The sequence below is a fragment of the Jeotgalicoccus saudimassiliensis genome, assembly GCF_000756715.1.
Taxonomy (GTDB): domain Bacteria; phylum Bacillota; class Bacilli; order Staphylococcales; family Salinicoccaceae; genus Jeotgalicoccus; species Jeotgalicoccus saudimassiliensis.
The window spans coordinates 1,520,052-1,545,695 of record NZ_CCSE01000001.1 but is presented as its reverse complement, the minus strand read 5'-3'; the positions used below and the strand labels follow the sequence as shown (position 1 = coordinate 1,545,695).

General features: G+C 42.0%; 22 protein-coding genes and 1 riboswitch. Of the genes, 9 read left to right on the top strand and 13 right to left on the bottom strand.

All coding sequences use genetic code 11. The annotated features are described in order from the left end of the window. Nucleotides 1-127: 127 nt before the first annotated feature. The 3 genes from RZ44_RS07660 to RZ44_RS07650 all read right to left on the bottom strand — a co-directional run bounded on the left by RZ44_RS07660 (nucleotide 128) and on the right by RZ44_RS07650 (nucleotide 4,206). Nucleotides 128-847, bottom strand: coding sequence for a LytR/AlgR family response regulator transcription factor (locus RZ44_RS07660; protein ID WP_035810110.1), 720 nt, complete (start codon nucleotides 845-847; stop codon nucleotides 128-130). Beyond that, complete coding sequence (locus RZ44_RS07655) at nucleotides 831-2,483, bottom strand: LytS/YhcK type 5TM receptor domain-containing protein (RefSeq protein ID WP_035810108.1); 1,653 nt, start codon at nucleotides 2,481-2,483, stop codon at nucleotides 831-833. Before RZ44_RS07655 ends, RZ44_RS07660 begins: the two co-directional genes overlap by 17 nt. Nucleotides 2,484-2,592: 109 nt before the next feature. Then, entirely contained in the window at nucleotides 2,593-4,206 is a 1,614-nt protein-coding gene (locus RZ44_RS07650; RefSeq protein ID WP_035810106.1) for a BCCT family transporter, read from the bottom strand. A gap of 394 nt (nucleotides 4,207-4,600) precedes the next feature. Here RZ44_RS07650 and RZ44_RS07645 point away from each other — a divergent pair, with 394 nt between their 5' ends. Beyond that, nucleotides 4,601-5,023, top strand: coding sequence for a universal stress protein (locus RZ44_RS07645; RefSeq protein WP_035810104.1), 423 nt, complete (start codon nucleotides 4,601-4,603; stop codon nucleotides 5,021-5,023). 41 nt (nucleotides 5,024-5,064) lie between these two features. Here the strand turns inward: RZ44_RS07645 and RZ44_RS07640 are convergent, their stop codons facing one another. After that, nucleotides 5,065-6,168: an ABC transporter ATP-binding protein gene (locus RZ44_RS07640; RefSeq protein WP_035810102.1), complete on the bottom strand. Its 1,104-nt coding sequence runs from the start codon at nucleotides 6,166-6,168 to the stop codon at nucleotides 5,065-5,067. A gap of 192 nt (nucleotides 6,169-6,360) precedes the next feature. Between RZ44_RS07640 and RZ44_RS07635 the strand changes: the two genes are divergently transcribed. The 3 genes from RZ44_RS07635 to RZ44_RS07625 all read left to right on the top strand — a co-directional run bounded on the left by RZ44_RS07635 (nucleotide 6,361) and on the right by RZ44_RS07625 (nucleotide 10,161). After that, entirely contained in the window at nucleotides 6,361-6,783 is a 423-nt protein-coding gene (locus tag RZ44_RS07635) for a universal stress protein (RefSeq protein ID WP_035810100.1), read from the top strand. Nucleotides 6,784-6,815: 32 nt separating this feature from the next. Further along, entirely contained in the window at nucleotides 6,816-8,297 is a 1,482-nt protein-coding gene (mqo, locus tag RZ44_RS07630) for a malate dehydrogenase (quinone) (RefSeq protein ID WP_035810098.1), read from the top strand. 196 nt (nucleotides 8,298-8,493) lie between these two features. Then, nucleotides 8,494-10,161: an ABC transporter substrate-binding protein gene (locus RZ44_RS07625; protein ID WP_035810096.1), complete on the top strand. Its 1,668-nt coding sequence runs from the start codon at nucleotides 8,494-8,496 to the stop codon at nucleotides 10,159-10,161. Nucleotides 10,162-10,207: 46 nt separating this feature from the next. Here the strand turns inward: RZ44_RS07625 and RZ44_RS07620 are convergent, their stop codons facing one another. Then, nucleotides 10,208-11,392: an NAD(P)/FAD-dependent oxidoreductase gene (locus tag RZ44_RS07620; protein WP_035810094.1), complete on the bottom strand. Its 1,185-nt coding sequence runs from the start codon at nucleotides 11,390-11,392 to the stop codon at nucleotides 10,208-10,210. A gap of 74 nt (nucleotides 11,393-11,466) precedes the next feature. Then, a complete protein-coding gene (locus RZ44_RS07615; RefSeq protein ID WP_035810091.1) occupies nucleotides 11,467-12,600 on the bottom strand; it encodes a trans-sulfuration enzyme family protein in 1,134 nt (377 codons plus the stop codon). 148 nt (nucleotides 12,601-12,748) lie between these two features. On the opposite strand from RZ44_RS07615, the gene RZ44_RS07610 reads away from it, so the two are divergent. Next, complete coding sequence (locus RZ44_RS07610) at nucleotides 12,749-13,039, top strand: hypothetical protein (protein ID WP_035810088.1); 291 nt, start codon at nucleotides 12,749-12,751, stop codon at nucleotides 13,037-13,039. Between the two features lie 33 nt (nucleotides 13,040-13,072). On the opposite strand, the gene RZ44_RS07605 is transcribed toward RZ44_RS07610, so the two are convergent. From RZ44_RS07605 to RZ44_RS07585, 5 genes are all read right to left on the bottom strand, one after another. Beyond that, nucleotides 13,073-13,891 carry a MetQ/NlpA family ABC transporter substrate-binding protein gene (locus RZ44_RS07605; protein WP_035810085.1) on the bottom strand — a complete coding sequence of 273 codons (819 nt, stop codon included), beginning with the start codon at nucleotides 13,889-13,891 and terminating at the stop codon, nucleotides 13,073-13,075. 19 nt (nucleotides 13,892-13,910) lie between these two features. Beyond that, nucleotides 13,911-14,561, bottom strand: coding sequence for a methionine ABC transporter permease (locus RZ44_RS07600; protein WP_035810083.1), 651 nt, complete (start codon nucleotides 14,559-14,561; stop codon nucleotides 13,911-13,913). Next, nucleotides 14,551-15,582 carry a methionine ABC transporter ATP-binding protein gene (locus RZ44_RS07595; RefSeq protein ID WP_035810081.1) on the bottom strand — a complete coding sequence of 344 codons (1,032 nt, stop codon included), beginning with the start codon at nucleotides 15,580-15,582 and terminating at the stop codon, nucleotides 14,551-14,553. The genes RZ44_RS07600 and RZ44_RS07595 overlap by 11 nt, the downstream gene beginning before the upstream one ends. A 163-nt stretch (nucleotides 15,583-15,745) precedes the next feature. Next, a riboswitch (SAM riboswitch) is annotated at nucleotides 15,746-15,845 on the bottom strand. Nucleotides 15,846-15,937: 92 nt separating this feature from the next. Continuing rightward, nucleotides 15,938-16,522: an NUDIX hydrolase gene (locus RZ44_RS07590; protein ID WP_035810079.1), complete on the bottom strand. Its 585-nt coding sequence runs from the start codon at nucleotides 16,520-16,522 to the stop codon at nucleotides 15,938-15,940. 22 nt (nucleotides 16,523-16,544) lie between these two features. Continuing rightward, nucleotides 16,545-17,279 (bottom strand): DUF554 domain-containing protein, encoded by a 735-nt coding sequence (locus RZ44_RS07585; RefSeq protein ID WP_035810076.1) that lies wholly within the window; start codon nucleotides 17,277-17,279, stop codon nucleotides 16,545-16,547. A 204-nt stretch (nucleotides 17,280-17,483) separates the two neighbouring features. On the opposite strand from RZ44_RS07585, the gene RZ44_RS07580 reads away from it, so the two are divergent. Together RZ44_RS07580 and RZ44_RS07575 are read left to right on the top strand one after the other, a co-directional pair. Continuing rightward, nucleotides 17,484-19,103 carry a MutS-related protein gene (locus RZ44_RS07580; RefSeq protein WP_035810074.1) on the top strand — a complete coding sequence of 540 codons (1,620 nt, stop codon included), beginning with the start codon at nucleotides 17,484-17,486 and terminating at the stop codon, nucleotides 19,101-19,103. A 124-nt stretch (nucleotides 19,104-19,227) separates the two neighbouring features. Further along, a complete protein-coding gene (locus RZ44_RS07575; protein WP_035810072.1) occupies nucleotides 19,228-20,148 on the top strand; it encodes a DMT family transporter in 921 nt (306 codons plus the stop codon). Nucleotides 20,149-20,202: 54 nt separating this feature from the next. Here RZ44_RS07575 and RZ44_RS07570 read toward each other — a convergent pair whose 3' ends face one another. Next, nucleotides 20,203-22,461, bottom strand: a complete 2,259-nt coding sequence (locus tag RZ44_RS07570; RefSeq protein WP_035810070.1) for an ATP-binding cassette domain-containing protein — start codon at nucleotides 22,459-22,461, stop codon at nucleotides 20,203-20,205. Nucleotides 22,462-22,681: 220 nt separating this feature from the next. Here RZ44_RS07570 and RZ44_RS07565 point away from each other — a divergent pair, with 220 nt between their 5' ends. Then, nucleotides 22,682-23,074, top strand: a complete 393-nt coding sequence (locus RZ44_RS07565) for a hypothetical protein (RefSeq protein WP_035810066.1) — start codon at nucleotides 22,682-22,684, stop codon at nucleotides 23,072-23,074. Nucleotides 23,075-23,118: 44 nt separating this feature from the next. On the opposite strand, the gene RZ44_RS07560 is transcribed toward RZ44_RS07565, so the two are convergent. Continuing rightward, on the bottom strand, nucleotides 23,119-23,904 hold the full coding sequence (locus tag RZ44_RS07560; protein WP_035810064.1) for an SDR family NAD(P)-dependent oxidoreductase: 786 nt from the start codon (nucleotides 23,902-23,904) through the stop codon (nucleotides 23,119-23,121). Nucleotides 23,905-24,073: 169 nt separating this feature from the next. On the opposite strand from RZ44_RS07560, the gene RZ44_RS07555 reads away from it, so the two are divergent. Beyond that, on the top strand, nucleotides 24,074-25,630 hold the full coding sequence (locus tag RZ44_RS07555) for a DUF6583 family protein (protein WP_035810061.1): 1,557 nt from the start codon (nucleotides 24,074-24,076) through the stop codon (nucleotides 25,628-25,630). The last annotated feature ends 14 nt before the right edge of the window (nucleotides 25,631-25,644 follow it).

Here is a 25,644-nt window from a genome sequence, read left to right as displayed (position 1 = left end):
CTCCCCCTAATTATGAATGCGTTTTCATAGAACAGTTTACAAAAGATACTGATTATAAAGTAGGGATTCTGCTATCGTGTCGAAATACGGTTCCGAAAAGCAAAATAACGGCCTTAAAAGGCCGTTATTATAATTCTATTTGTGTCCGCAGCGCTTTTACGTAATTTCTGCTGACGGGAATTTGAACATCTGTATGACTCAGCGCTAGCTGAAAAGCACCGTTAAACCAGGGTGTCATTTCAATTATCATATCGGTATTCACGATATAACTTTTATGAACACGGAAAAATGGATGATTCGAGAGTCTGGATTCGAGATCCTTTAAAGTCATTCTGCTTTTGAACGTTCCCTTTAATGAAATGACTGATGTCGTGTTATTTTCTCTTGAAGCAAACAATATATCGCAGGGGTTTAAATAAGTTACTGCTTCATCGATGCCGACTGCGAGCTTCCCGGTCGACGGACCGCGTCTGGATTCCAACAGTTCAGCGGCGTGGCGAACAGCTTCGGCCAGTTCTGTTTCATCAACAGGCTTCAGCAAATATCCGGCAGCCTGTACTTTGAAAGCATCCACTGCGTATTCAGAATAGGCAGTAGTAAAAATAATGAGCGGCGGATTTTTCATCTTCTTTAAAATCACTGCGAGCTCTGTGCCGGTCATTTCAGGCATGTCGATATCGAGAAGCAGCAGTTCAGGCTCCTCGGAAATTATTTTGGACAGGGCTTCCTGTCCGGTGGATGCTTCACCGGTAATCTGAATGGAGGGATGTTCTTTCAGTAAAAATTTTAATTCCTCAAGGCTGTACTTTTCATCATCTGCAACGAGTGTTTTAATCGTCTGCTTCATATATAAACGAATCCTTTCGAATATAGTGGAAAGTGCTGGGTATTTTAAAAGATACTGTCATGCCGGACCCCGGTTTTGAACTGAATTGAAGACCGCAGCTCCGCCCGAAAGTCATTATAAGTCTTTTGTTGATATTATACAGCGCGATACCATTGCCGTCTGTACTATTCCCGGGACATGAAGTCAGTGTTTCCATCATCTCCGGGTCTGCACCTGTGCCGTTATCTTCTATATATATGTGAACATCTTCATTACTTTGCCGGATGTTGATTTGAAGCTCACACTGTCCGCTTTTTCTTTTAAATCCGTGTTTTACTGCATTTTCAATAATCGGCTGGAGAGTCAGTGCAGGCAGTGCTGTGTCGAGACAGTTTTCTTCTATATGATATGAGACTTTAATTCTGTCTTCAAACCGGATTTGTTCAATTGATAAATAAGATTTTATATGTTCGAGCTCGTCACTGACCGTATGAACATCTTCGGTAGTGGACTGCAGATTATGCCTTATAAATTTGGACAATGATCTCAGTGCGGCTCTCGCTTTTTCAGGATCGATGCGAATGAGCGACAGCACGGTATTTAAAGTGTTGAAAAGGAAATGAGGGTTTATCTGAGCCTGTAAAGCATTGATTTCAGCATCCTGTGCCAGATTATAGAGCTTATCAGCTTCGGCCAGTTCAAGCTGGCTGTTCAGCAGTTTTACCAGACCAGACAGCGTTTCTTTCTGAAGAGCTGTCACATTGGAATGAAAGTAAAACCCGACAGTACCGATTGTGTGCAGTCTGCTGCTCAGTGTTTCAGTGACCATTGAATCGCTTTTTCCCCCGATTTCAGCAAGTGTGCGGCTGCTTTCTTTAATGACCACACCTTTCAGTTTTAATTCTTTATACAAAATTAAAGACACGTGTCCGGCAGACTGTACAGTCAATCCGGATTTTAAATAAACGAGTGTCTGTTCGGCGATACGGAGTACTTTTTGAGCCTGCAGAGCTGCTGCTTTCTCTTTTTCTCTTTCGACACTTTTAATAATTAACAGGAAAAGCGCACAGCCTACTCCGTTTGCAAGGATCATCGGTATTGCAATGTGCTGAACGAGCGTTACAGCGTCAGCCAGCGGACGGGCAAGCAGTACAATCAGCCCCATCTGCATCATTTCCGCCGCGCCGCCTATCGCGAACACGTGGAGAGGACGGGAGGTAACTCCGGGATTTCTTGAACGGAACCAGGCTGCAAAAATACCTGCTGCAATCGTTGCAATACCGCATGCAAATCCTGTGAACCCGCCGAGCAGCATCCGATGGCCGCCGGCCATAAGCCCTGCTGCGCCACCGACCTTATAGCCGCCGAATAACCCCGCAAGTACTACCCCGATGACGCGGAAGTTGGCAATTGCTTCTGTATTTAAAATACCTGTTGTAAAACGTTCAAGCTGAAATGGTTCCGCCTGAAAAGTAACGCCGGAATATGTACCGATAATCCCGAAAGTCCCAAAGAATAAAATTGCAGTATATTCCTGCTTTTTCGTTGGGGCTGCCGGTGAAAGCATATCTCTGAAAAACCTGAGACGTGTTGCAATAAAGGCAAGCATTACAATCAGGCCCAGCCGTTCAAGCATAATCAGTAACAGTTCGAACATCTGTATCTCCACGTTTCTGTTTTAGTGTCTATATAGTATATCAAAAAAAATTACACTTTAATTTAAAAAAATCCCCCGTAAAAGCTGAATTTTTACGGGAGATTTATCGTTACAGGTCTCTTTCGTCGACACCTGCATTTTTTTGTTCCTGATATTCACGTTCTTCTTTTTTAAGATACTCCTGCATACGTTTTGAATTCGGAGTAATAGTCAGACCGAGATATTTTCTTTCTTCGTTGGCATCTTTATAAAATGAAATCATCATCATAATAATGACAAAGCTGAATGGCAGTGCTGCGATAATTGCGGCCGACTGAAGCGCCTCAAGTCCGGTTTCACCGCCTGACAGCAGCAGAACATAAGCAATTGCCGATAAGCTGATGCCCCATACGATTTTAATACTCGACCGGGGACGGAGTGATCCATATGATGTCTGCATACCGAGTACGAAAGTAGCTGAGTCGGCTGATGTGATAAAGAATGAGGATACGAGTATAATTGCCAGAATTGACAGCGGTACGCTGAGCGGCAATTCATTAAATATAGCGAACAGCTGTGTTTCGGGACCGTGGCCAATGACTTCTGAAACAGAACTTGCAATTTCTATACCGGTAACACCGAAGACGGTAAACCATATTATACCGATAGTTGTCGGCACAGTAAGCAGTGCCAGTACGAACTCACGCACTGTACGGCCTTTTGAAACTCGCGCAATGAAAATGCCGACAAAAGGACTCCAGCTGAGCCACCATGCCCAGTAGTAAATCGTCCACGACTGCAGCCAGCTGTTTTTACTACTGCTTAACGGGGCCGCATCCAGTGTTCTTGCTACAAATGTATTGATGTACTCACCGGCAGCAGTAGGAAGCATATTTAATATGAGCATTGTCGGACCGAGAAACAGTACAACCAGCAGTAAAATTGATGCGATAATCATATTAAGATTGCTTAAATATTTAATGCCCTTACTTAAGCCGCTCCATGCACTGGCAAGAAACAGAATCGTTACTGCTCCAATAATCAGTCCCTGGGCTGTCAGGTTGATAGGGACTCCGAAAAGATAATTGAGACCGCCGTTAATTTGTGTTGTACCGACACCGAGAGATACAGCGACGCCGATGACTGTCGCAAATACAGTTAACACATCGATGAGGATACCGATTGGACCGTCAACTTTATCACCTAAAATGGGACGTAATGTTTTTGACAGTAATCCGGATTCACCTTTTCTGAATTGGAAATAGGCAAGCGCTAAAGCAACTGCACCGTACATCCCCCATGCGTGGGCACCCCAGTGGAAAATTGTTGCACGAATAGCTTCGAGCATTGCTTCCTGTGACTCGGGTTCTGCAGTGGCGGGCATAAAGAAGTGTGCAATTGGTTCGGAAGTGCTGTAAAACACAACCCCGATACCCATCCCTGCGCTGAACAGCATTGTCAGCCATGACCGTGTACTGAACTCAGGCTCGTGATGAGGCTTACCGAGTTTTAATTTCCCGATGGGGCTGAAAATGAGAAATATACAAAAGAATAAAGTGGCTGAAGTAATAATCATGTAATACCAGCCGAAATAGTTACTGACCCAGTTTGATATCGCACCTGCAACGGCTCCAAAACGCTCGGGATTAACAGCTCCGATAACGACAAGCAGTCCGACGATTAAAACCGAATAAATAAATACTTTCGACAATTTTTTATTACCTGGGTTTGAAGGATCCTTCATTAATAATGCTCCTTATAGTTTAATAGAGTATTATCTGCATACCCTAAATTTCGATAACTTCTAAATAAATAACCTATTGATAATAACAAACTTACACTTCAAGTGCAATTTGGCTTTTGTGGAATTAATGATTATATGTAACGCATAGCGTTACTATGTGTGAATGCGGAGGATATAACGTTGTTTTAACGAGGTTTGTGAAGTAACGCCCGGCGTTACATTTTAAAAGTGACAATATAGGAACGAATATTATAACGGAACTGTATATAACTATATTTCTATTTCAACGTGCAGCTGCATCAGATAAAATGTGTAAACTTTTTACGACAGGGAAGACTAATAAATAGAGCATTAACTTTATATGAAGTACGAAAATATAAAAGGATGTGTAAGTATGTATAAAAAAATATTACTGCCGTATGATTTCGGGAACTCTTTCGATAATGTACCCGATCAGCTCACCAAGCTGACGGAAGACACAGAGGGCGCCATGATCACTATATTTAACGTTATTACTGAACAGGAAATGTCGGGTGATGTGAAGTTCAACGGTAAACGTTTCAATGAGATACAGGCGGATAAAGTAAATGAACTTAAGCCTTTTACAGATGAACTGGAGAAACGTAATCTGGATTACGAAGTACGATTTGAAACCGGTCGTGTAATTAACAAGCTTATGAAGGAAATTGAGAATAACGATTATGAAATTATTGTGATGAGCAATAAACGGTCTAAAATGGATATTAAACATGTACTTGGCCACGTTACCCATAAAATTGCGAAGCGTGTAAACACGCCTGTAATGATTATTAAATAAAATATAAATGCCTGCTCACTCATGTTGTCAGCAGGCATCTTTCATTTATCAGTAATTCTTTCCCCGGTTTCTGCATTAAATAAATGTGCTTTGCTCATATCAAATGCAGCGGTAATGGTATCGCCCGGTTCGCTTTGATTTTCAGGACCGTCTTTCACTGTCACTGACTGACCTTCAAGTTCCGCATAAATAATCACTTCTGAACCAGGCATTTCAGAAATTCTGACTGTTGCTTTAAACGGAGTACCATCGGCATGTTTGTCTTCGTCATATAACATAACATTTTCCGGACGGATGCCGAGTTTAACAGGCTTCCCTTTATACCCGAGCGTATTCAGCATGTGACTGGCTGCATCAGTCGGAGTGATTGTTATGCTTCCGGCAGTCAGGTGTATTCCATCGAAGTTGCAGTCTATGATATTCATCGCTGGTGAACCGATAAATTGGGCGGTAAACAGATTGGCCGGTGTTTTATAGACCGCTTCCGGTGTGCCGACCTGCATTATTTCACCGTTATTCATAATGACAATTCTCGATGCCATCGTCATTGCTTCAGTCTGATCGTGTGTGACGTATATAGTTGTCGTTTTCAGGCGCTGATGAAGCTGCATAATTTCAGCTCTCATCTGTACACGTAATTTAGCGTCGAGATTCGACAACGGTTCGTCCATTAGAAAGACATTGGCTTCTCTGACGATTGCACGGCCGAGTGCGACACGCTGCCTCTGTCCGCCGGACAGTGCTTTCGGTTTCCTGTGGAGATAGTCAGTCAATCCGAGAATTGCTGCAGCCCGCCCGACTTTTATCTTTATGTCATGCTTTGATACTTTGTGCATTTTCAGTCCGAAAGCGATATTATCGAATACAGTCATATGCGGATACAGGGCATAATTCTGAAAAACCATCGCAATATCGCGTTTTTTTGGAGGGATGCTGTTCATCAGTGTATCACCGATATAAAATTCACCGTCTGTAATGTCTTCAAGACCGGCTATCATGCGGAGGATAGTAGATTTACCACACCCTGACGGTCCGACAAAAACGATGAACTCGCCTTCTTTTATATCCAGACTGAAATCTTTTACAGCATTAGAATCTGAATGATTATATTGTTTTTTAATATTTTTAAAATGTAACCGGGCCATAAAATTTCTCCTTAAATATGTTCCGTATAAAATATTTACATTACAATTATAACAGTGCGCGGGGTAATTACAGCAGTATTCCATACGCCGTAAACAATTTTACCGGAAAAAGGGTATTGAATTGCAAAAGTATCGTGATAAGATTTAAAATTAAATTAATAGATTAATGGAAATGAAAGGAAGTGCTTTAGTATGTATAAAAGTATTTTAGTCCCGTTTGATTTTGGGAACTCTTTTGATAATGTGCCTGCTCAACTTGCAAAACTGACGAACGGCAGTAAAGAATCAACGATAACAATTTTTAACGTCATCACAGAAAATGAAATGGCGGATAACGTGAAATATCAGGGGAAACATTTTGACGATATAGCAAAAGAAAGAGTAGGAAATATGCAGTTCTTCACAGAACAGCTCGATGAGTATGGTCTGAACTACAAAATTTATTTTGGAACTGGACGTGTAATCGCGGAACTTAAAAAAGAAATCGAAAGCAATGAATACGAGCTCGTCGTAATGAGTAATAAGCGCTCGAAAAGAACGCTTAAACATGTACTGGGCCATGTCACGCATAAAGTGGCAAAACGCGCGAACATACCGGTAATGATTATTAAATAATTCAGTTCAAAAAAACAGAAAGCTGGCTAAACATGGATAATAACTCTTCTAAAAGCATTATATTAATCGGTGCGGGAATTATGAGTACAACACTGGGCACATTTTTGAAAAATCTGGAGCCCGGCTGGAATATTAAAATGTTTGAAAGACTGGATGTATCCGGAAATGAAAGTTCACATGAAACCAATAACGCAGGTACAGGTCATGCTGCATTGTGTGAGCTGAACTATACTGTTGAACAACAAGACGGATCCATCGATATTGAGAAAGCCAAAACAATCAATGAACAGTTTGAAATCTCGAAGCAGTTCTGGTCTTATCTTGTTAAGAGCAAACATATAAATAATCCGAAGGAATTTATCCGTCCCCTGCCGCATATCAGTTTTGTGATGGGGGCAGGTAACGTGGATTTTCTGAAACGCCGTTATGAAGCACTGGCGCCCCACCCGATGTTTCAGGATTTGGAATACACAGAGGATAACAGTGTAATCAAAAACTGGATTCCATTAATGATGAATGGACGCAATTCGGAGGAATCTGTTGCAGCAAGTAAAATTGACGACGGTACAGATGTGAACTTCGGTGAATTAACACGTAAGATGGCGCGCAGTATTGATGGCCATAAAAATGCATCAATTCATTACCGTCACGAAGTACAGGATTTCAGACAGCTTGAAGACGGCAAATGGGAAGTTAAGGTTCATAATATAAAGGAAAGCAAAATAGAATATCATGCAGCGGACTATATTTTTATCGGTGCCGGCGGACATGCCATTCCGCTGCTGCAGAAAACAGGGATACCTGAAAGTAAGCACCTTGGAGGGTTTCCAATCAGCGGTGCCTTCCTGGTATGTAACAATCCTGAAGTTGTCGGGAGACATAACGCAAAAGTATACGGCAAAGAACCATATGGTACACCGCCGATGACAGTGCCGCATCTGGACAGACGTTATATTCAGGGACAAGAAAGTCTGCTGTTTGGGCCGTTTGCTGCCATCGGACCGAAGTTTTTAAAATACGGTTCGAATATGGATATGTTCAAATCGATTAAACCGGACAATATGCTGACACTCGTATCTGCGGGTATTAAAAACATGCCGCTGGTGAAATATTCAATTCAGCAGGTAATGATGCGTAAATCAGACAGAATGGCAGAGCTTAGAAAATTTGTGCCGGATGCAAAAGATGAAGACTGGGATATTCATATTGCAGGTAAACGTGTTCAGGTCATTAAAGATAGTGAAGAACACGGAAAAGGATTCATTCAGTTCGGAACGGAAGTGGTCAGTTCAGAAGATAACACTGTAATCGCACTGCTTGGAGAATCACCGGGCGCATCAGTATCGGTATCAGTGGCACTCGAGGTATTTAAGCAGAGCTTCCCGGAATACCGGGAAACGTGGGAAACAAAATTGAAAGAAATGATTCCATCATACGGGCAGTCATTAATCGAGAACAGTAAACTGCTGTATGAGATCAGAGAAATGACGGCAAAAGAACTGGAATTGAAATAAAGAGAAGCCGGGACTGATTCAAGTCCCGGCTTTTTTGAATTTGGGAGACGTTAGACATTGAAGCAACCTTATTGTCACAGCAGTGCCGCCCGGCTTCTAAAATAAAAATAGCTATTATTATTATTTCATTATATAATTTTAAATATTCTTACTATTTAAAAAGGATATAAATAAAACAATTTTTGGGGGTACTGCTATGCGTAGAAAGTATTGTTTGTTATTGATGATAATTCTCCTGTTAGTGGCTGCAGCCTGCTCGAATGATGAGGCTGTTGAGACCACTGAAAATGAGAGTGCTGAAAGTACCAAAACCGGTGATGTTGTGGTCGGTTTTGATCAGGATTTATCAACTGTTGATCCACACGGAACGAATGATGTGAATGCAATTCAAATCAGAAGACATCTGTATCAGACGCTTGTTGCACGTGAAATTGATATGTCTCATAAACCGGGACTGGCGACTGAATGGAATCAGGTGGATGAAACGACATGGAACTTTAAGCTGGCTGAAGGTGTAACCTTCCATAATGGTTCTGAGTTTACAGCGGATGATGTGAAAGCTTCGCTTGAACGCGTGCAGGATCCGAGCATCAGTGCCCCTACCGTCTTCCTTTTCGAAATGATTGAAGATATTGAGGTAGTCGGTGATTATGAATTGAATATCACAACTGCTTATCCATTCGCCCCGCTGCCTGATAATCTGGCGCATACAGCAGCAAGCATTATGAGTAAGGAAAGTATTGATGCAGATTACCAGAATGCAATTGAGCAGGCGGGTCTTGATTTGACTGTGGAAGATTATTATGAGTTAAGAGATGCCGGCGGTGAACCATTTACAGAGGTTTCGGAACAAATCGCTGAGCATACAAGTGCTTATTTATCAGAGCATCCGGATGGTACAAACTACGTTAAATTTAAAGCGAGAGCACCCGGTCAGAACATAGAGTTCGAACGTTTTGAAGATTATAAAGGTGAAAGTAATATCGATAATCTCACGTTTGTGATTATTCCGGAATCTGGGTCGATGATGGCTGAACTTGAATCCGGCGGTGTGAATATAACAACACCTGTCGATATGGCAATGATGGACAGAGTGAACAGCAGCGACAGTACAGAGTTTGTTGAATCAGAGTCTCTCAGAACAAACTATCTCGGTTTTAATACAGAACAAGAACCTTTCAATGATGTTAAAGTCCGTCAGGCGATTGATTTTGCTATCGACAGAGAAGAGTTAAAAGAAGGTATTTACAATGGACAGGCGTCAATTCCAAACAGTATGATATCTGCACAGGTATTTGGTCATGATGCGGAACTGCCTGAAGTCGGACAGGATATGGAAAAAGCTGAAGCGGCACTTGCAGAATCGAATCACTCAGACGGTTTTGATGCGACGATTTGGGTAAATGACAGTCAGGATCTGATTGATTCGGCGGTATATATTCAGGAACAGCTGAAAGCACTGAATATTAATATAACGATTGAACAATTTGAAATGGCTACATTTATGGAACGTTTAGGACAGGGACAGCATGACATGTTCCTGCTGAGTTTTACTGCTTCAACGGGTGATGCGGACTACCTGATTTCTGCGCTGACACTGAGTACTAACAGAGGTTTCGGAGGTAATCGGGCATTCTATACAAATGATGAAGTGGATACAGTACTTGAGACAGCAAGAAGTGCGACAGAGGATGATGAAAGATTGGCTGAGTATACAAATATTCATAATATGCTTCGTGAAGATGTACCGTATGCACCACTGGTTCATACGAATATGAGTCTTGCATATAACACTGTACAGATTGATGGTGTTGAACTCGATGCAGCAGGCTATATCAGATTGGAGAATCTTACTTTTAAATAAACCAAACGACGTTTCCGGTTATCCGGTAACGTCGTTTTTCATAAATCTAACCTTTCCCTTTCAGCATGGCATGCCAGTACATAATCGGCAGCATATTCTTTTTAAACTGATAAAATATCTTCTTATCATCTGCCTGATTGAGGAATGTCGTTTCTGACGGGATTCTGTCATAGCCGAACTCAGCGAGTATCAGCTCACCGTATTCAGTAGCAATCGGGCATGCAGTCTTGCCGTCGTATTTATGGGACGGTTCTTTATCGTTCATACGTTCAATCAGATTATCAACGAGTACGGGCAGCTGCTGTCTTACGGCTGCTCCCATTTTTACTGTCGGCAGGCTTGATGCGTCTCCAAGTGAAAATACCGTCGTATACTTTTTGTGCATCATCGTATGCTTATCAACGTCGACCCAGCCTTCGTCGTCGAGCAGTCCTGAATTTTCCAGTACTCTTGGGCCGTGCATCGGCGGTGTGATTACAATCATTTCAAAAGGTACGGTATGAATATCACCGTTCACTGTATTTTTAAAGACGGCAATTTTTTCATCACCGTTGACTTCAACAAGTTCCTCATTCAGCATATAATCGATATGTTTTTCTTCCATCTGGCTGATCAGACTGTCGTTATATTTCTTCACTTCAAATATTTCATCCCGGCCGCTCCGGAATATAATATCAACATGGCGGTCATGCTGTTTTACGAAATCATCCATCGTAAACAGCGAGTTCTCAGCAGATACACCGCCCTTAATTTTAGATTTTGGCTTTGTCACCAGTATATTTCCGGTCTTGGTGTTTTTCAGTGATTCATAAGTGTATTCAACAAAGTCATACAGATAGTTTGTACAGACACTGTTTTTGCCGATAAACTCTTTCGCCCCTTTGATGGCATCGTAGTTTAATTCAATACCGAGCGCGACGATTAAATACTCGTAGCTGATAACAGTGCTGTCAGCTGTAATTTCCCTTTTAACCGGGTCTGCATTTTTAACAGAGGCCTGCAGCCAGCGGGCGCCTTTCGGGATTACTTTTTCAGTAGGTTTCTTTGTGGACCGCAGTTTTTCCACACCGCTTCCAACTAACGGCCATGCGGGCTGGAAATAATGATAGTCACCAGGCTCTATAATTAAGACGTCATCTTTTAAATCCTTCTTTTTTGACAGTACACGGCTGGCTGTCGAAATCCCGCCTGCACCTCCGCCGAGAATAACTAGTTTATAGTGCTTTTTCATAAGAACACCTCCGTGTTACTGGAAATATTCCCGTTTACACAGAGGTTACTCATAATATCATTTATTCTTTTTACTTAAATTTCTGCTAATGCCTGTTCCAGATCTTCTATAAGATCGTCAGCATTTTCAAGTCCGATGGATAATCGGAGCAGTGTATCCGGTGCTTTCGTCAGTTCCTTTTCCACAGAAGCACGGTGTTCGATGTAACTGTGTGTACCACCGAGACTCGTCGCCTGGGTAAATATTTTTACGGTGTTGGCAATTTTCAGCGCATCTTCTGCATTGCCTTTTACTTTAAACGACAGCAGTCCGCCGAAGTCGCTCATTTGTGATGCTGCGATGTCATGACCGGGGTGACCGGTTAAGCCGGGGTAGAATACAGTTTCAACTTTCTCATGTGCATTCAGAAAGTCTGCAATCGTACGGGCACTCTGGCAGTGAACTGACATTCTGGCAGATAAAGTCTGAACGCCGCGAAGTGCAAGCCAGCAATCGAATGATGATGGCACAGCGCCTTTGGCGTGCTGCCATGTACGTACGTTCTGAAGCATCCGGCTGTCCTTTTTCGCAACGACTGCCCCGAGCAGCAGATCACTGTGCCCGCCGATATATTTAGTTACCGAATGCAGCGAGAAATCTGCTCCCAGCTGAAGCGGATTCTGAAGAACCGGTGTAGCTGTAGTGTTGTCCACGACAGTAACGGCGCCTGCTTTTTTTGCAATTTCAGCCACTGCTGCAATATCGATGATTTTAATTTGTGGGTTGGATGGTGTTTCAATCCAAAACAAACCGGGTGCCTTTTCACTCACAACAGCTTTCAGCTCATCGGGGTCGCTCATATTTGCAGTGACGATTTCAAAGCGTCTGCCGATATCTGTTTCATTCAGTAGAGTTAAAACGCCGAAATACATATCGTCCGGTAAAATAATACGCTGCGGCATATCCGCCGGCAGTGCTTCAATGACTGACGAAATTGCAGCCATGCCGGATGAAAAAGCGACACAGTCATGACCTTCCTCAAGTGCTGTGAGACATTCTTCCAGTGAACGGCGATTGGGGTTATCTCCCCTGCTGTACATAAAGCCGTCAGTATAAGAACCGTCAGCAGCTCTCTCGTATGTTGTAGACAGGTGAAGCGGTGTTGTTACCGCACCTGTCACGGGATCGACCTGTCTGCCGGCATGAATTGCTTTCGTTTCAAAACGCATATTTATCCCTCTTTTTCTAGTTTATATGATTCAGTATACATCTCACTATTCAAATTATCTATAAATTCAGACAAATAGACTATGAATACAAACGATTGTTTCCCGTGAAAAAGGGTATCTGTTTAGAAACACCGGAAGGAGCTTTTTGATGGAAATTAAAAATATTGAACCTTCGGCGATCACCGACTTTGAGAATGAGCTGCAGCTTGAGAATGTAAAGTATTTAACGCTTTGTACAGAGGAAGGTATTATCGCCTATCTTGCCGGCATAAGCAGTGAGGTGGATAATGAAATTAATGTGCACTACGGATTTGTGAACGACTTCAATGAACCTGTGGCAAAACAGATGTATGAGTTATTTATGACGCATAATATCAGCGAGGATATTACTTTTAATCCTGAAAGTGACGCAGAAGAAAAATTTATAGAATCATTGTAAAAATAAAGGCTCCCCGAAGGGAGCTCCTTTTATTTACCAGCCGATTTCGCTCAGTTCAAGTACTGTCGGAATTAAAGCACCGTCGTACTCTTCTTCGATAAATTCAGCAGTATCAGCTTCCTGATACAGTTCGGCAATTCTGTTGTATGTTTCATTATCTGCATCTTCAGCGTTTGAAGCGATGATGTTTACGTAATCCGTTGCTGTATCATCTTCGCGGTAAATTGAATCGTGGATCGGATGAAGTCCGGCATCTTTTGCTATGCCGTTATTAATAATACCGAGATCCACATCACCAAGGGCACGCGGAATCTGTGCAGGTGCAACTTCTTCAAATTTATAATCATTTGGATTTTCAACTACTGCATTTTCGATTGAACCGAGACCGTCATAGTCTTCAACGAGTGTAATCAGTCCGGCATCTTCAAGCAGCATTAATGCTCGGCCTTGGTTTGATACATCGTTAGGCAGAGCGATTGTACCGCCGTCCGGAATGTCATTTACATCTGTCAGTGAATCGGAATAAATGCCCATCGGTGCCAGGTTAGTCGTAGCGATTGGAACTAAATCCAGGTTTCTCTCTTCGATAAATTCATCGAAATACGCTACAGTCTGGAATGAGTTTAAATCTATTTCACCGTCAGCAAGTGCTGTATTCGGCTGAACGTAATCATTAAAAGAAACGATTTCAATCTCTATATTCTCTTTCGCAGCTTTTTCCGCCACGTAATCCCATACGACTGTGTCGGTACCGCTGATACCGATCTTAACTTCTTCTTTTCCGCCGTCACCGCACGCTGAAAGTATAATGCTGATTAACAGTAAACTCGTAAATAATACAACTTTTTTCATAATATATTTCCTCCAATTTTTATTTTCTTCTTACAACTCTTGCGAACTTGTTACCTGCTGACTGCAGACCCTGAACCATGATGATTAATATCACGACTGTGATCAGCATTGTAATCGTATCGAATCTCTGATAACCGTAAGTAATCGCTAAATCACCAATTCCGCCGCCGCCGACTGTGCCGGCCATTGCAGAAGCACCGACGAGTCCGATGATGGATATCGTGAAGTTTACGATGAGTGACCCGAATGCTTCAGGCAGCACGAATTTGATAATCGTCTGCATCGGTGTTGCACCCATTGCATCTGCAGCTTCCAGCACGCCGTCATCCACTTCAAGGAGTGAACTCTCAACCAGTCTGGAAATATACGGACCGGCGAAGAATACCATTGGGACAATTGCCGCCTCTGTACCGATTGAAGTACCGACGATGAACTTAGTGACCGGTATAATCGCTACGAGCAGGATGATGAAAGGCAGCGATCGGAATATGTTAATGATGCCGTTTAATATTGTGAAAACTGCTTTGTTTTCTAAAATCTGACCGGGACGTGTGACATATAACATAATCCCGAGCGGCAGTCCGAGCAGGACTGAAAAAATAAATGAAATACTGACCATCTGGACAGTTTCCAAAAATGCTTCGAATATCGTACTCCAGCTAACCAGCATATGTATTCACCTCACTGTACTGAACATTGTTTTCCGTTAAATAAAGCAGTGCTTTTTTGAGTTCCTCAGCCTCACCGTCAAACTGAACGATTAAATTGCCGAAAGGCACACCCTGCAGTTCTGTTATATTGCCGAAAAGGACATTGACGTCGAGATTATAAAGCTTGCTGATTTGAGACAGATACGGTTTTACAGCGAGCTGACTGATAAAGTTAATTCTGTAAATAAACTGGCTGCTGCTGCTGTCATCAATCAGTTCCCGGACGTAATTCGGCAGTTCTGTCTGCATAACGGTGTTGACGAATCGTCTGCCCGTTTCTGTCTGCGGACTGGAGAACACATCGAAGACTGAACCGCGTTCAATTATTTTTCCTTTCTCCATTACAGCTACTTTATGACAGATATCGCGGATGACAGACATTTCATGAGTAATCAGCAGAATTGTTATGTTGTACTCTTTATTTATCTTCTTTAGAAGTTTCAGAATCGACTCTGTTGTATCAGGATCGAGTGCTGACGTGGCTTCATCGCACAAAAGAATCGACGGATTCGTCGCAAGTGCCCGGGCAATGCCGACACGTTGTTTCTGACCGCCTGACAGCTGATCGGGATATTGGGATGCTTTATCCGACAGACCGACGAACTCAAGCAGCTCCGTGACGCGCTCCTTAATTTCGCTCTTCGGCGTTTTATTTAAAATAAGCGGCATTGCGACATTCGTATAAATCGTTTTTGAATTTAATAAATTAAAGTGCTGGAATATCATTCCGATACGCTTCTTTGTGATACGCAGTTCAGCCGGTGTCAGCGCAGTTAAATCTTTGTCATCGACGATGACCTGTCCTGCGGAGACGCGTTCCAGCTGATTGACGCAGCGTATTAATGTGCTTTTACCTGCTCCGCTGTATCCGACGACACCGTATATTTCGCCGGTATCGACTTTGAAGTTAATATTATCAAGGGCATGAATTTCTGCATCGCTGCCCTGATACGTTTTATCTACACCGATAAACTCAATCATGTAAAACGCTCCTTAAACATAGTTAAATAGTATGAATTAAAAAATGTAATAAAAATACACCAGTATAAGACCGGTGTTTTTTAAAAACCAGCTATACATTCTTTTGAATAAAGAAATAACCTCTTCTTAAAATATAAGAAGAGGCCGATATGTATAGTCGCTCTTCTCATCTTTTAGCGTAATGCTACAGGATTTGGCACAGTACAATTAAGTCTGTTGCCGAGATTTCACAGGGCCAGTCCCTCCATCTCTCTTGATAAGAAATTAAGTTATTTGAATATTTGATTTAAACTAACTATAGAGCAGCGCAGATTTAATGTCAACATAAAATTAAAATTAATTTCAAAGTGACTATTTAAGTATGCTGCTTAATGCTTGCTATAACAGCATTTATATAACTGTTTTCATGTGGTACAAAATCAGTTTTGCTGATCTGTATATCGTTAACAGTGATTGAGTCTGCTTCTTCAGACCACAGTTCTTCAAATGCAGACAGCTCAATTTTAAATACGCCGGATACTTCATTATCCATAAACACGTAATCAGGTACGGTATTTTCCGGAATGTTATATAAAAACACATGACATAATTCTTTGTCGATAAAATTACCGATGATAATTTCGTCACGTACTGTACCGGTGTAAGTTAAATCATCCGGAGTCAGTTCAATACCGAGTTCTTCTTTAATTTCCCGGACGCCGTCATTAACGTCTTCATCGGAGCTTAAATGGCCGGCCGCGGTTATATCCAGCTGATTTGGAAAATCTTTTTTATCCGGACTGCGAAGCTGGAAATGGACATATTTCCGTCCGCGTTCTTTACTGACGAACCAGCAGTGAAACGTTTCGTGCCACAGCCCCAGCTGATGAGCGGAGGTACGGGACGCTGTACCTGTTAAATTGCCCTGTGCGTCAAATATATTAAGCAGTTCTTCTTCCATAATCAATGCATCTCCTTTGAAGCTAGAACATTTGTACAAAGAATAAGCTGATTGTTTCCCAGTAATACTGAATGACTATAAACAGTACAGCAAATAACAGTGCCGGCAGCATATTCGCTACTCTTATATTCATTAGACCGAGGAGCCGGATACCGATGGCAATAATCATTACTCCACCTGTACCGGTAATTGCGATAATAATATGATCCATCAGATCAGGCTGAATGAAACGGTTAATCTGGGATGCTGACAGCGCAATTGTACCCTGGAACAGTAATACGGAAATTGCTGAAAACATAATGCCGATTCCCATCGTGGATGTCAGGAAAATAGCAAGCACGCCGTCGATTAATGCTTTCGTTAATAACACGGTGTGATCATTTCTGAGACCGCTGTCGAGTGCACCGATGATACTGACTGCACCGACGACGTAAACGAGTGTCGCGGTTACGAATGCAGCAGCAGCACCGCCTTCTGTTGCCCCTGTTTTCGTTTCAAGCCATATACCGAAATGGTTCATCTTATCTTCAATATCCCACTTTTCACCGAGCATGGAGCCGAGCGCGAGACTGGCAACAACTATAATCAGTATATCCCCTGACTCGAGTGCCATATCAATCCCGATAACCAGTACTGTAATAGATAGTGCCTGAAGAATAGTAGATTTCATATTCTCTTTAATATTTCTCCAAAAAAGACCGATGATGCTGCCCAAAATAATAGCAAGAGCATCTACGATAGTTCCAAACAGCGCCATGGCCAATTCCCCCGTATCCATAAATTCTAACTAAATATATCATAACGGCCACGGGGGTTATATATAAAAACAACTATCCGGAATAGTTGGATAGTTTATAAATATAGTGTTTATGTTATAACTTTACATAATTAATTTGTATCGTAGTATATTTTCATATTAATGATAAAATTATTAATAAATAATTGTGCATTTGAGAGAAAGGTGATTGTCATTCAGACGTTGTATATCCTAATTATTGTCATGTTTTTAATCATGATTGTTTCACTGATCATAAAGATTCTTGAACAATTTAAACTGAAGAAGGATGTAAAGGATTTATGGAACAGAAAACAAAAGTATGAAAACAGACAGGAGTACTATATTCATCATCATAATTATTTCGTAAATATGATGGAAAATGAAGATACGGACCATCGTCATGTGGTTGATGATGAAACGTGGAAAGATCTGGATATGGCCAGACTGCTCGAGAAAATGAATTATACATTTACGACAATCGGAGCCGAAAATCTGTACGCCGCCCTGCGCAATGCACATGAAACAGACAGCATTGATGAAGAGCTGATTATTAAAATAAAAAATGATGAAGAATTCAGAAGAGATATATCATACCGGATGGCGGAGCTCGGCAGATCCGGCAATACAAACACAAGTAAATTTATGTACGAATTTAGACCGGTGAGAAAATATAATCCGCTGCTGCTCCTTTGTTCGATTATGCCGATTGCCGGTGCACTGCTCTTTTTCGTAAATCCGTATATATCACTGTTGTTAATTCTGACGGGTTTCAGCCTTAATGCATATTTTTCAACTAAGCATAAAAGTACAACAGGACTGGATTACACAGATATATTCTATGCGATTAATATTATTGTGACTGCGGGCCGACTGAACAAAAAATATAACAGTAAAGGACTGAAGCGGCTGTCAATTTTAAGTCCACTGTTTGTAAATGATGACAGTGCAAAAGAAATGAATGTCGGCGTTCAGATGTTTGCAGCTTTCAAGCTGATGTTTCTGATTGATTATCATCTGTTTCACATTGCTCACGGTTCACTCAGAAAAAATTATGATTTATATAAAGCGGGCTGGCGTTATACGGCTGATTTGGATCTGCATTACAGTCTCGCTATGTGGCGGGAAACACTGCCCTATTACACGACACCGGCTTCAGAAAAATATTTAGTAACGGAAGGCCTGTATCATCCGCTGGTAGAAAGTGCAGTGGATAATGATTTCAGTTTCAATAACGATATACTGCTTACCGGTTCCAATGCCGCCGGGAAATCAACATTTATGAAAGCTCTTGGTGTGAATGTGATATTGAGTAACGGGCTGAATACGTCAACCGCTTCAACATTTAAATACACTCCGGGGAAAGTAACATCATCGATGGAAATTACGGACAGCGTGATTGAAGGGGACAGTTACTTCATCAGTGAGGTGAAATCTTTAAAACGTATTGTCGAAGAGATAGAAGACTTTGAGGGCAGAGTGTACTGTATTATCGATGAAATTTTCAAAGGTACAAATACGATTGAAAGACTGGCTGCAGGAGAATCATTTTTACGTTATCTGCACGACCAGAAAAATGTGGATTTAATTGCTGCCACTCACGATATGGAACTGACAAATCTTCTGAACGGTGAACTCGATTTCTATCATTTCAGTGAAACACTTATTGATGATGATATTGAATTTGATTACAAAATTAAACCTGGTATTGCGACGAGTTCGAATGCTATTGAGCTGTTACGATTATACGGATTTCCTGAAGCTGTTTATAAAAATGCCAGGAGTAAAGTGTCAGGAACTATATAACATCAAAGTATAACGCTATGGATTACAAAATAACGCTATGCGTTGCAAAGCGTAAAGTCAAGAGATCGCATCGCTTTATGGCATACTGAAATTAAATAAATTAAACGGACCCGGAGGGATGCAGGTGAATCAGAAAAGACAGATAATCATCTATTCATTAATCTTTACAATAATGGTTTTATGGGGAATTAATATTGTGATTCTTAAAGTACTCGTAACAGAGCTGCCTCCGGCGACGATGACAGCTTTCCGGGTGATGCTCGCCGGGATTACGACGATGACCATTTTAATACTGTCGAGTTCGATACGGAAAATAACGGGTTACGAATGGAAGTACATGCTTCTCGGAATGGTTTTCGGTGTGATACTCCACCACGCTTTGCTCGCGATATCTCTGACGATGATCGATGCTTCGAGTGCAGCATTGATTCTGGCACTTGTGCCGTTAACAACGGCAGTAATGGCAGTTATATTTCTCGGTGAAAAACTGACGCCGGCAAGGACGCTCGGTATCCTGATTGCACTGACAGGTGTGTTTTTCATTCAGGATGAATCGTTTACAAGTTTTACTTTTTCGCTGGGTGAGATCCTGATATTTATATCGATGTTTACGCAGGCATTAAGTTTTATTTTTATAAGAAAAGTTACGATGACGCTGAGTCCGACTCAAACGACGGCCATGATGTTTTTAACGGGATCTCTCGGTCTGGTCATTGTAAGTTTTATAGTTGAGCCCGGCGGAATTAAGGAAATGTTTTCGGCTGAACCGTATGTGTATGTACTGTTTGTATTGTCCGGTATTATCGTCACCGGCTTCGGCTACATGGTTTATAATTCCGCTATTAAAGAAATCGGTGCAGGACAGACGGTTATTTTTAATAACTTCGTTCCGTTTTTCGGCGTTATCTTTTCGATGATCTTTTTAAATGAAACGATTACGAATGCGCAAATAGCGGGATTTGTTCTCGTAGTAATCGGCGTCTTGTTCGGGACAGGTTATATTGAATATACGTGGCGTAAGCGCAATAAAAAGAATGAGTTTTAAGCAGAAGAAGTCCCCCGGAATTTTTCCGGGGGACTTCTTTTTTTAAAAGAGCAGTTATTTCTTGGTGTAACGCTTCAGATGATTTGCCGTTACGGACTCCTTCACATCGATCAGTCCGTTTGGTTTGCCGCTGTATAAAATTTTACCGCCTTTCATTCCGGGACCCGGACCGACATCGATAAACCAGTCCGCATGGGTCATCATCGTCAGGTTATGTTCTATAAGAATAACGGTGTTATTCTGTTCAATCAGCTGTTCGAAACACGACAACAGTGCAGGTATATCATCTTCGTGCAGTCCCGTTGTCGGCTCGTCAAAAATGAATACTTTATTCTGTGCATCGCTGTCTAAATAACGGCTGAGTTTTAAGCGCTGTATTTCCCCGCCGGACAAAGTATCGAGGGACTGGCCAAGCGTCATATAATGCAGTCCTGTTGCCTCCAGGTTTTTAAGCCGTGAAGCAACGATTCCGTTATTTTTAAACAGTTCCGCACCTTCCTCCACAGTAAGCGCCAGTACATTTGCGATTGAGTAGCCGTTCACTGTTGCATCAAGTACTTCTTTTTTATAACGCGTACCGTTACACACTTCACAGATCTGTGAAAAGTCCGCCATAAAGGCAAGTTCCGTCTTAATAACGCCTTTACCGTTACATTCAGAACATGCCCCTTCGGAGTTATAACTGAACATACTCTTTTTTAACCCGGTCTGTTTGCTGAAGAAAGTCCGGACCTCATCAAACAAGTCCATATACGTCAGCAGATTTGAACGGTTCGTTGCCTGTACGGATTTCTGGTCGATAAAGACCGCCTCTTCCGACTTGGAAAAACCTGTTTTAATCAGTGTGCTTTTACCTGATCCTGCGACTCCGGTAACGACTGACAACACCCCTTTCGGGATATCGACAGAAACATCTTTTAAGTTGTTTCTTGTAATGTTGTTAAGTCCGATAAATGCCTTCGGTTTACGGGGACTCTGTTTCAGCTTGTGTTGTCTGTTCAATGCTGTACTTGTCGGGGTATCTGTCTGCATCAGTTCTTCATATGTGCCGTTAAAAATAATTTCCCCGCCGTGCTGTCCGGCACCGGGACCGATATCGATAACGTGGTCTGCGATATGAATGACGTCCGGATCATGTTCGACAATCAGCACGGTGTTGCCTTTGTCACGAATGGAGCGCATAATTTCATTTATTTTTTCAATATCTTCAGGATGGAGTCCGACACTCGGCTCATCGATAATATAAACGAGATCTGTCAGCGGACTGTTCAGATGACGGATCAGTTTAATGCGCTGGGATTCCCCGCCGGACAGTGTCGGTGTCTCACGGTCCAGAGTTAAATAATTTAAACCGATATACGCGAGAGCCTTCATTTGTTCGAGCAGCGGCTTAACGATAAACTTCGCCTTCTCGTCATCAAGCTGTGTTAGAAACTCAATCGCATCATCGACGGATAATGACGTAAAATCAGCGATACTGAATCCGTTGATTTTACAGCTCAGCACTTTATCATTGAGGCGTTTACCTTTGCAGTCCGGACATTTCCGGTTCGTCACAACGCGTTCAACATCTTTTCGGAAACGTTTCTTTTCGAAGTTGTCATTTAACAGAAATGAACGGCGGAAGCGGTGAATCAATCCTTCAAACTTAGCTGTACGCGGCCAGTTATCCGGCGGATTTTTAATTTTTCTCGGTTTTGTATACAGGAACGTATCCATTTCCTCTGTCGTATAATCCTTCAGCTTTTTATCATTATCAAACAGACCGCTGTATAAATAGCGCTTGCCTCTCCAGCTGTCGGGTCTGAATGACGGAAAATTAATGGCATCTTCGTTTAAGGATCTGTCAAAATCGAGCAGTTCATTTAAATCGATATCTTCAACATAGCCGAGTCCGTGGCAGCGTTCGCACATACCGCTAGGGTTATTAAATGAAAAGACATTGGAATAGCCAACAAACGGTGTGCCGATGCGTGACCATAATAAACGGACTGACGAGTAGATATCGGAAATTGTTCCAACTGTGGACCGTGAATTTCCGCCGAGCTTTTTCTGATTGATTACCATTGCGACCGGCAGATTTTCAATACGGTCCACATCGGGCTTCTCGTATTGTGTCAGCTGATGCTGAATGTAGCTTGAGTATGTTTCATTTAACAGCCGCTCCGATTCGGCAGCCAGCACGCTGAACACGAGTGAAGACTTGCCTGAACCCGAGCGCCCGGTAAAGACCGTCAGGCGGTGTTTTGGAATATCAACACTCACATTTTTTAAGTTGTTTTGATTTGCACCATGAACGCGTATATGTGACATTAAATCCACCTCTGTATTTATATTGATCTGTAATTAATTATACTGTTAACAATACCCTGTTCCCATGTTATGAAATCGGGCCGGAAGATAAAATATTTAGTGAAGCGCCGTGTACAGGCTGTACACGGCTTTAATTATGTCTTAAATTATAATCTGTTCATACTCCATTCATATTAAAAGTGTAATATATAAAATAAACAGTTATCGAAAGGAAGTTATTATGAAAAATCCCGTTAAACTTTTATTAGTCTTTTCAGCATTCTTTGGATTGCTCGGAGCTGTAATAGGCTCACATATGGCAGGTTCGGGTTCATATGCACTGAGACCGATTCATGCACATATTTTAGTTGTAGGATGGCTGAGCTTATTCGCCTGGGCAGTATTTTATAAAGCATTCGAAGTGAAGTACAATGCATTATCGAAATTCCATGTCTGGTCTGCAATTCTCGGAACAACGGGACTTGTTACCGGTATGTTCTTAACGAATGTTGCATCACTTGGTCTGCCAGAAGGAATAACGCTTGTGATTTATATTGGAGGCGGTGTGGGTCTCCTTTTAAGCTATGTGGCATTCTTCGTGCAGGCAATTATGTATAAGCCCGCAGATAAATAACAGAAAAGCTCAGAATCCTGATTCAGGAATTCTGAGCTTTTTGTTTAGTCAAATTCAATCGGACGTGCAATTTTGTTGCTCTGGCCGCCATCGACAAGTATCGTCTGACCGCTGACATAGGTTGAATCATCCGATGCCAGGAAAAGGCATGCTTTTGCGATATCATCTACGGTGCCCACCCGCCCCATCGGATTGAAAGCAAGAGACTCTTCAAATGACTTATCCGGATTTTCAAGACCTGCAAATGTTTTATGGAGAAGCGGTGTATCCACCGAACTCGGCCCGACAGCATTAACACGGATCTGATGTTGTCCGTAATCCAGTGCCATCTGACGTGTTAAAGCAGTCAGCCCGCCTTTTGCACTCGCATATGCTGCGAGTCTTGTAATCGTCGTTTCAGCATGCCATGACACCATATTGATAATCGATGATGTATCCTGTTTCTGCATTTCAGGAATCGCATACTTGCTGCAAAGAAACGGCCCGGTTAAATTAATACCCATTAAATTGTTCCATTCTTCCAGAGACGTTTCATGCAGAGCTTTACGGAAATTCACCGCTGCATTGTTGACCAGCACATCTAATCTGCCGAATTCTTCAATCGTGAACGCGATTAAGTTTTGAACATCTGCTTCCCTGCTGACATCCGTCTTGCAGAAGCGGACATCGAGATCTTTATCAGAAAGCTCTTTTACAGTCTTCTCCGCTGATTCTGCATCGATGTCAGCAATCACTATTTTTGCCCCTTCTTCAGCAAAAACCTGTGCCACTCCGCGGCCGATTCCCTGACTGCCTCCGGTAATTACAGCGACTTTATTTTTAAGTCTCATCTGATAACCATCCTTTCCCTGTTCCTCTGACCCTTATTTTATCATTTCATCCCAACATTATAACATTGGATGAAATTTCGGGAACCGACACTTTTCAGACACATTATATGTTATAATATTACTAAGTATAATATTAGAGTAAATTAGCGCAAGCAGAGGAGGATTTTTTATGGGGAAGAAAGGTTTAACAATTTTAGGTGTGTCCGTCGGGGTCATTGCGGTACTGGCAATCGGGGCATACATTCTGTTTCAAACGATGGTGAACAACCCGAAAAACAACTACCTGTTGGCTGAGCTCGACAGTGTGGAGGATTCTTTCGGTTTGTTTGAAGAGCGCTTTGAGAGCGAGCTGGACTGGTATGAACATGCTCAGGAAAATGCGATTCAGTCAACAGTGGATATTACAGCTGAGACAAACGATCCGTCATTCCAGGAAATGGGGATGACAGACATGATTAACAACTCTAATATTAAATTGGATGTCGGACAGGATGTGGCGAATGAAGTCAGTACATTAGGACTTAACGCCGATGTTGCAGGGTTCTCCATTTCAGACGTACATGCATACATTACAGGTGAAAAAGCAGGTGTAACACTGCCGTTTGTCGAAGAGTATATGGTGGTTAACGAAGAAGATGCAGCTTCATTCCTGCATAAGCTGGATCCGGAAACATTTACCGGTGAAGAAGATATTGACTACTCGGTCTTCTTTGAATCCAGTGCAATGACAGAAACACAGCGCGAATACTTTAAAGATGAGTATTCTTCATTCATCAGAGAAAATCTTCCTGATGAAGCTTTTGAATCAGAAAGTGAAGAAATTACTGTTGGAGATAATACGGTCAATGCAGATAAGCTGACTATGACTTTAACCGAGGAACAGATTCATACGTTCCTGAGAGATTTATTCAATAAGATGGCTGAAGACGAAGAACTTGCCAACATTATAGAAACGCAGATGATGGCAGCAAATGTGGGTAATCCGGAAGCGCCGACGGGTGAAGAAGCAGCGACGGAGTTTAACGATTCATTAAAAGAAGCTGCAGAAAATGTTGAAGATCTTGGTTTCCCTGATGGTCTGACTTCAATAATCTGGACAGACGGCGACGACAATATTATACAGCGCGATATGGATACTGCCCTGACGATTGACGACTCTACAGGTCAGATTGCAGTCGATGGTACGACTGAAGTTAAAGAAAACAGCAGAGTGACTAACTACGATATTGCTGTGTCAGATGATAGTATGGAAACAGTATTCGGCTACACTGCAGATTTAAACGAAACTGAAACAGGCTATGAAGATACAATCACTTTAAGAGCCGATGCTGACGATATTTCAGGTGACCTTGTAATAATCAATTCGGTTAAATCTGAAGAAGAAGACAATGAAATCTGGAATGCAGATATCAGTTTTAACGAAGAGTTGTTCGGTTCACCATTAACGTTATATGTTGAAAGCAATTCTGTTTATAACGATGATCAGGCGACCGGGGATATGACATTTTATGCTGAAGACGGCATGAATGTTACGAAAGATACGTTCGTACTGAATCTTGCCAGTGATAGTGAGACGGTAAGTGAAATTGAACTGCCGGGTGAGGATAACGAGAAAAATATCGGTCAGATGAGTGAGGATGAACTGAACTCATACTTTAACGATGAAGTCGGTCCGCAATTCGAAGAATGGGTGACAGAAAACTTCGGAGCACCGTCAGGATTCTAATTAAACATGAAAGG

Coding starts and splice junctions, on each gene's coding strand:
- RZ44_RS07660 (WP_035810110.1), bottom strand. CDS start 847: ATGAAGCAGACGATTAAAACACTCGTTGCAGATGATGAAAAGTACAGC.
- RZ44_RS07655 (WP_035810108.1), bottom strand. CDS start 2,483: ATGTTCGAACTGTTACTGATTATGCTTGAACGGCTGGGCCTGATTGTA.
- RZ44_RS07650 (WP_035810106.1), bottom strand. CDS start 4,206: ATGAAGGATCCTTCAAACCCAGGTAATAAAAAATTGTCGAAAGTATTT.
- RZ44_RS07645 (WP_035810104.1), top strand. CDS start 4,601: ATGTATAAAAAAATATTACTGCCGTATGATTTCGGGAACTCTTTCGAT.
- RZ44_RS07640 (WP_035810102.1), bottom strand. CDS start 6,168: ATGGCCCGGTTACATTTTAAAAATATTAAAAAACAATATAATCATTCA.
- RZ44_RS07635 (WP_035810100.1), top strand. CDS start 6,361: ATGTATAAAAGTATTTTAGTCCCGTTTGATTTTGGGAACTCTTTTGAT.
- mqo (WP_035810098.1), top strand. CDS start 6,816: ATGGATAATAACTCTTCTAAAAGCATTATATTAATCGGTGCGGGAATT.
- RZ44_RS07625 (WP_035810096.1), top strand. CDS start 8,494: ATGCGTAGAAAGTATTGTTTGTTATTGATGATAATTCTCCTGTTAGTG.
- RZ44_RS07620 (WP_035810094.1), bottom strand. CDS start 11,392: ATGAAAAAGCACTATAAACTAGTTATTCTCGGCGGAGGTGCAGGCGGG.
- RZ44_RS07615 (WP_035810091.1), bottom strand. CDS start 12,600: ATGCGTTTTGAAACGAAAGCAATTCATGCCGGCAGACAGGTCGATCCC.
- RZ44_RS07610 (WP_035810088.1), top strand. CDS start 12,749: ATGGAAATTAAAAATATTGAACCTTCGGCGATCACCGACTTTGAGAAT.
- RZ44_RS07605 (WP_035810085.1), bottom strand. CDS start 13,891: ATGAAAAAAGTTGTATTATTTACGAGTTTACTGTTAATCAGCATTATA.
- RZ44_RS07600 (WP_035810083.1), bottom strand. CDS start 14,561: ATGCTGGTTAGCTGGAGTACGATATTCGAAGCATTTTTGGAAACTGTC.
- RZ44_RS07595 (WP_035810081.1), bottom strand. CDS start 15,582: ATGATTGAGTTTATCGGTGTAGATAAAACGTATCAGGGCAGCGATGCA.
- RZ44_RS07590 (WP_035810079.1), bottom strand. CDS start 16,522: ATGGAAGAAGAACTGCTTAATATATTTGACGCACAGGGCAATTTAACA.
- RZ44_RS07585 (WP_035810076.1), bottom strand. CDS start 17,279: ATGGCGCTGTTTGGAACTATCGTAGATGCTCTTGCTATTATTTTGGGC.
- RZ44_RS07570 (WP_035810070.1), bottom strand. CDS start 22,461: ATGTCACATATACGCGTTCATGGTGCAAATCAAAACAACTTAAAAAAT.
- RZ44_RS07565 (WP_035810066.1), top strand. CDS start 22,682: ATGAAAAATCCCGTTAAACTTTTATTAGTCTTTTCAGCATTCTTTGGA.
- RZ44_RS07560 (WP_035810064.1), bottom strand. CDS start 23,904: ATGAGACTTAAAAATAAAGTCGCTGTAATTACCGGAGGCAGTCAGGGA.
- RZ44_RS07555 (WP_035810061.1), top strand. CDS start 24,074: ATGGGGAAGAAAGGTTTAACAATTTTAGGTGTGTCCGTCGGGGTCATT.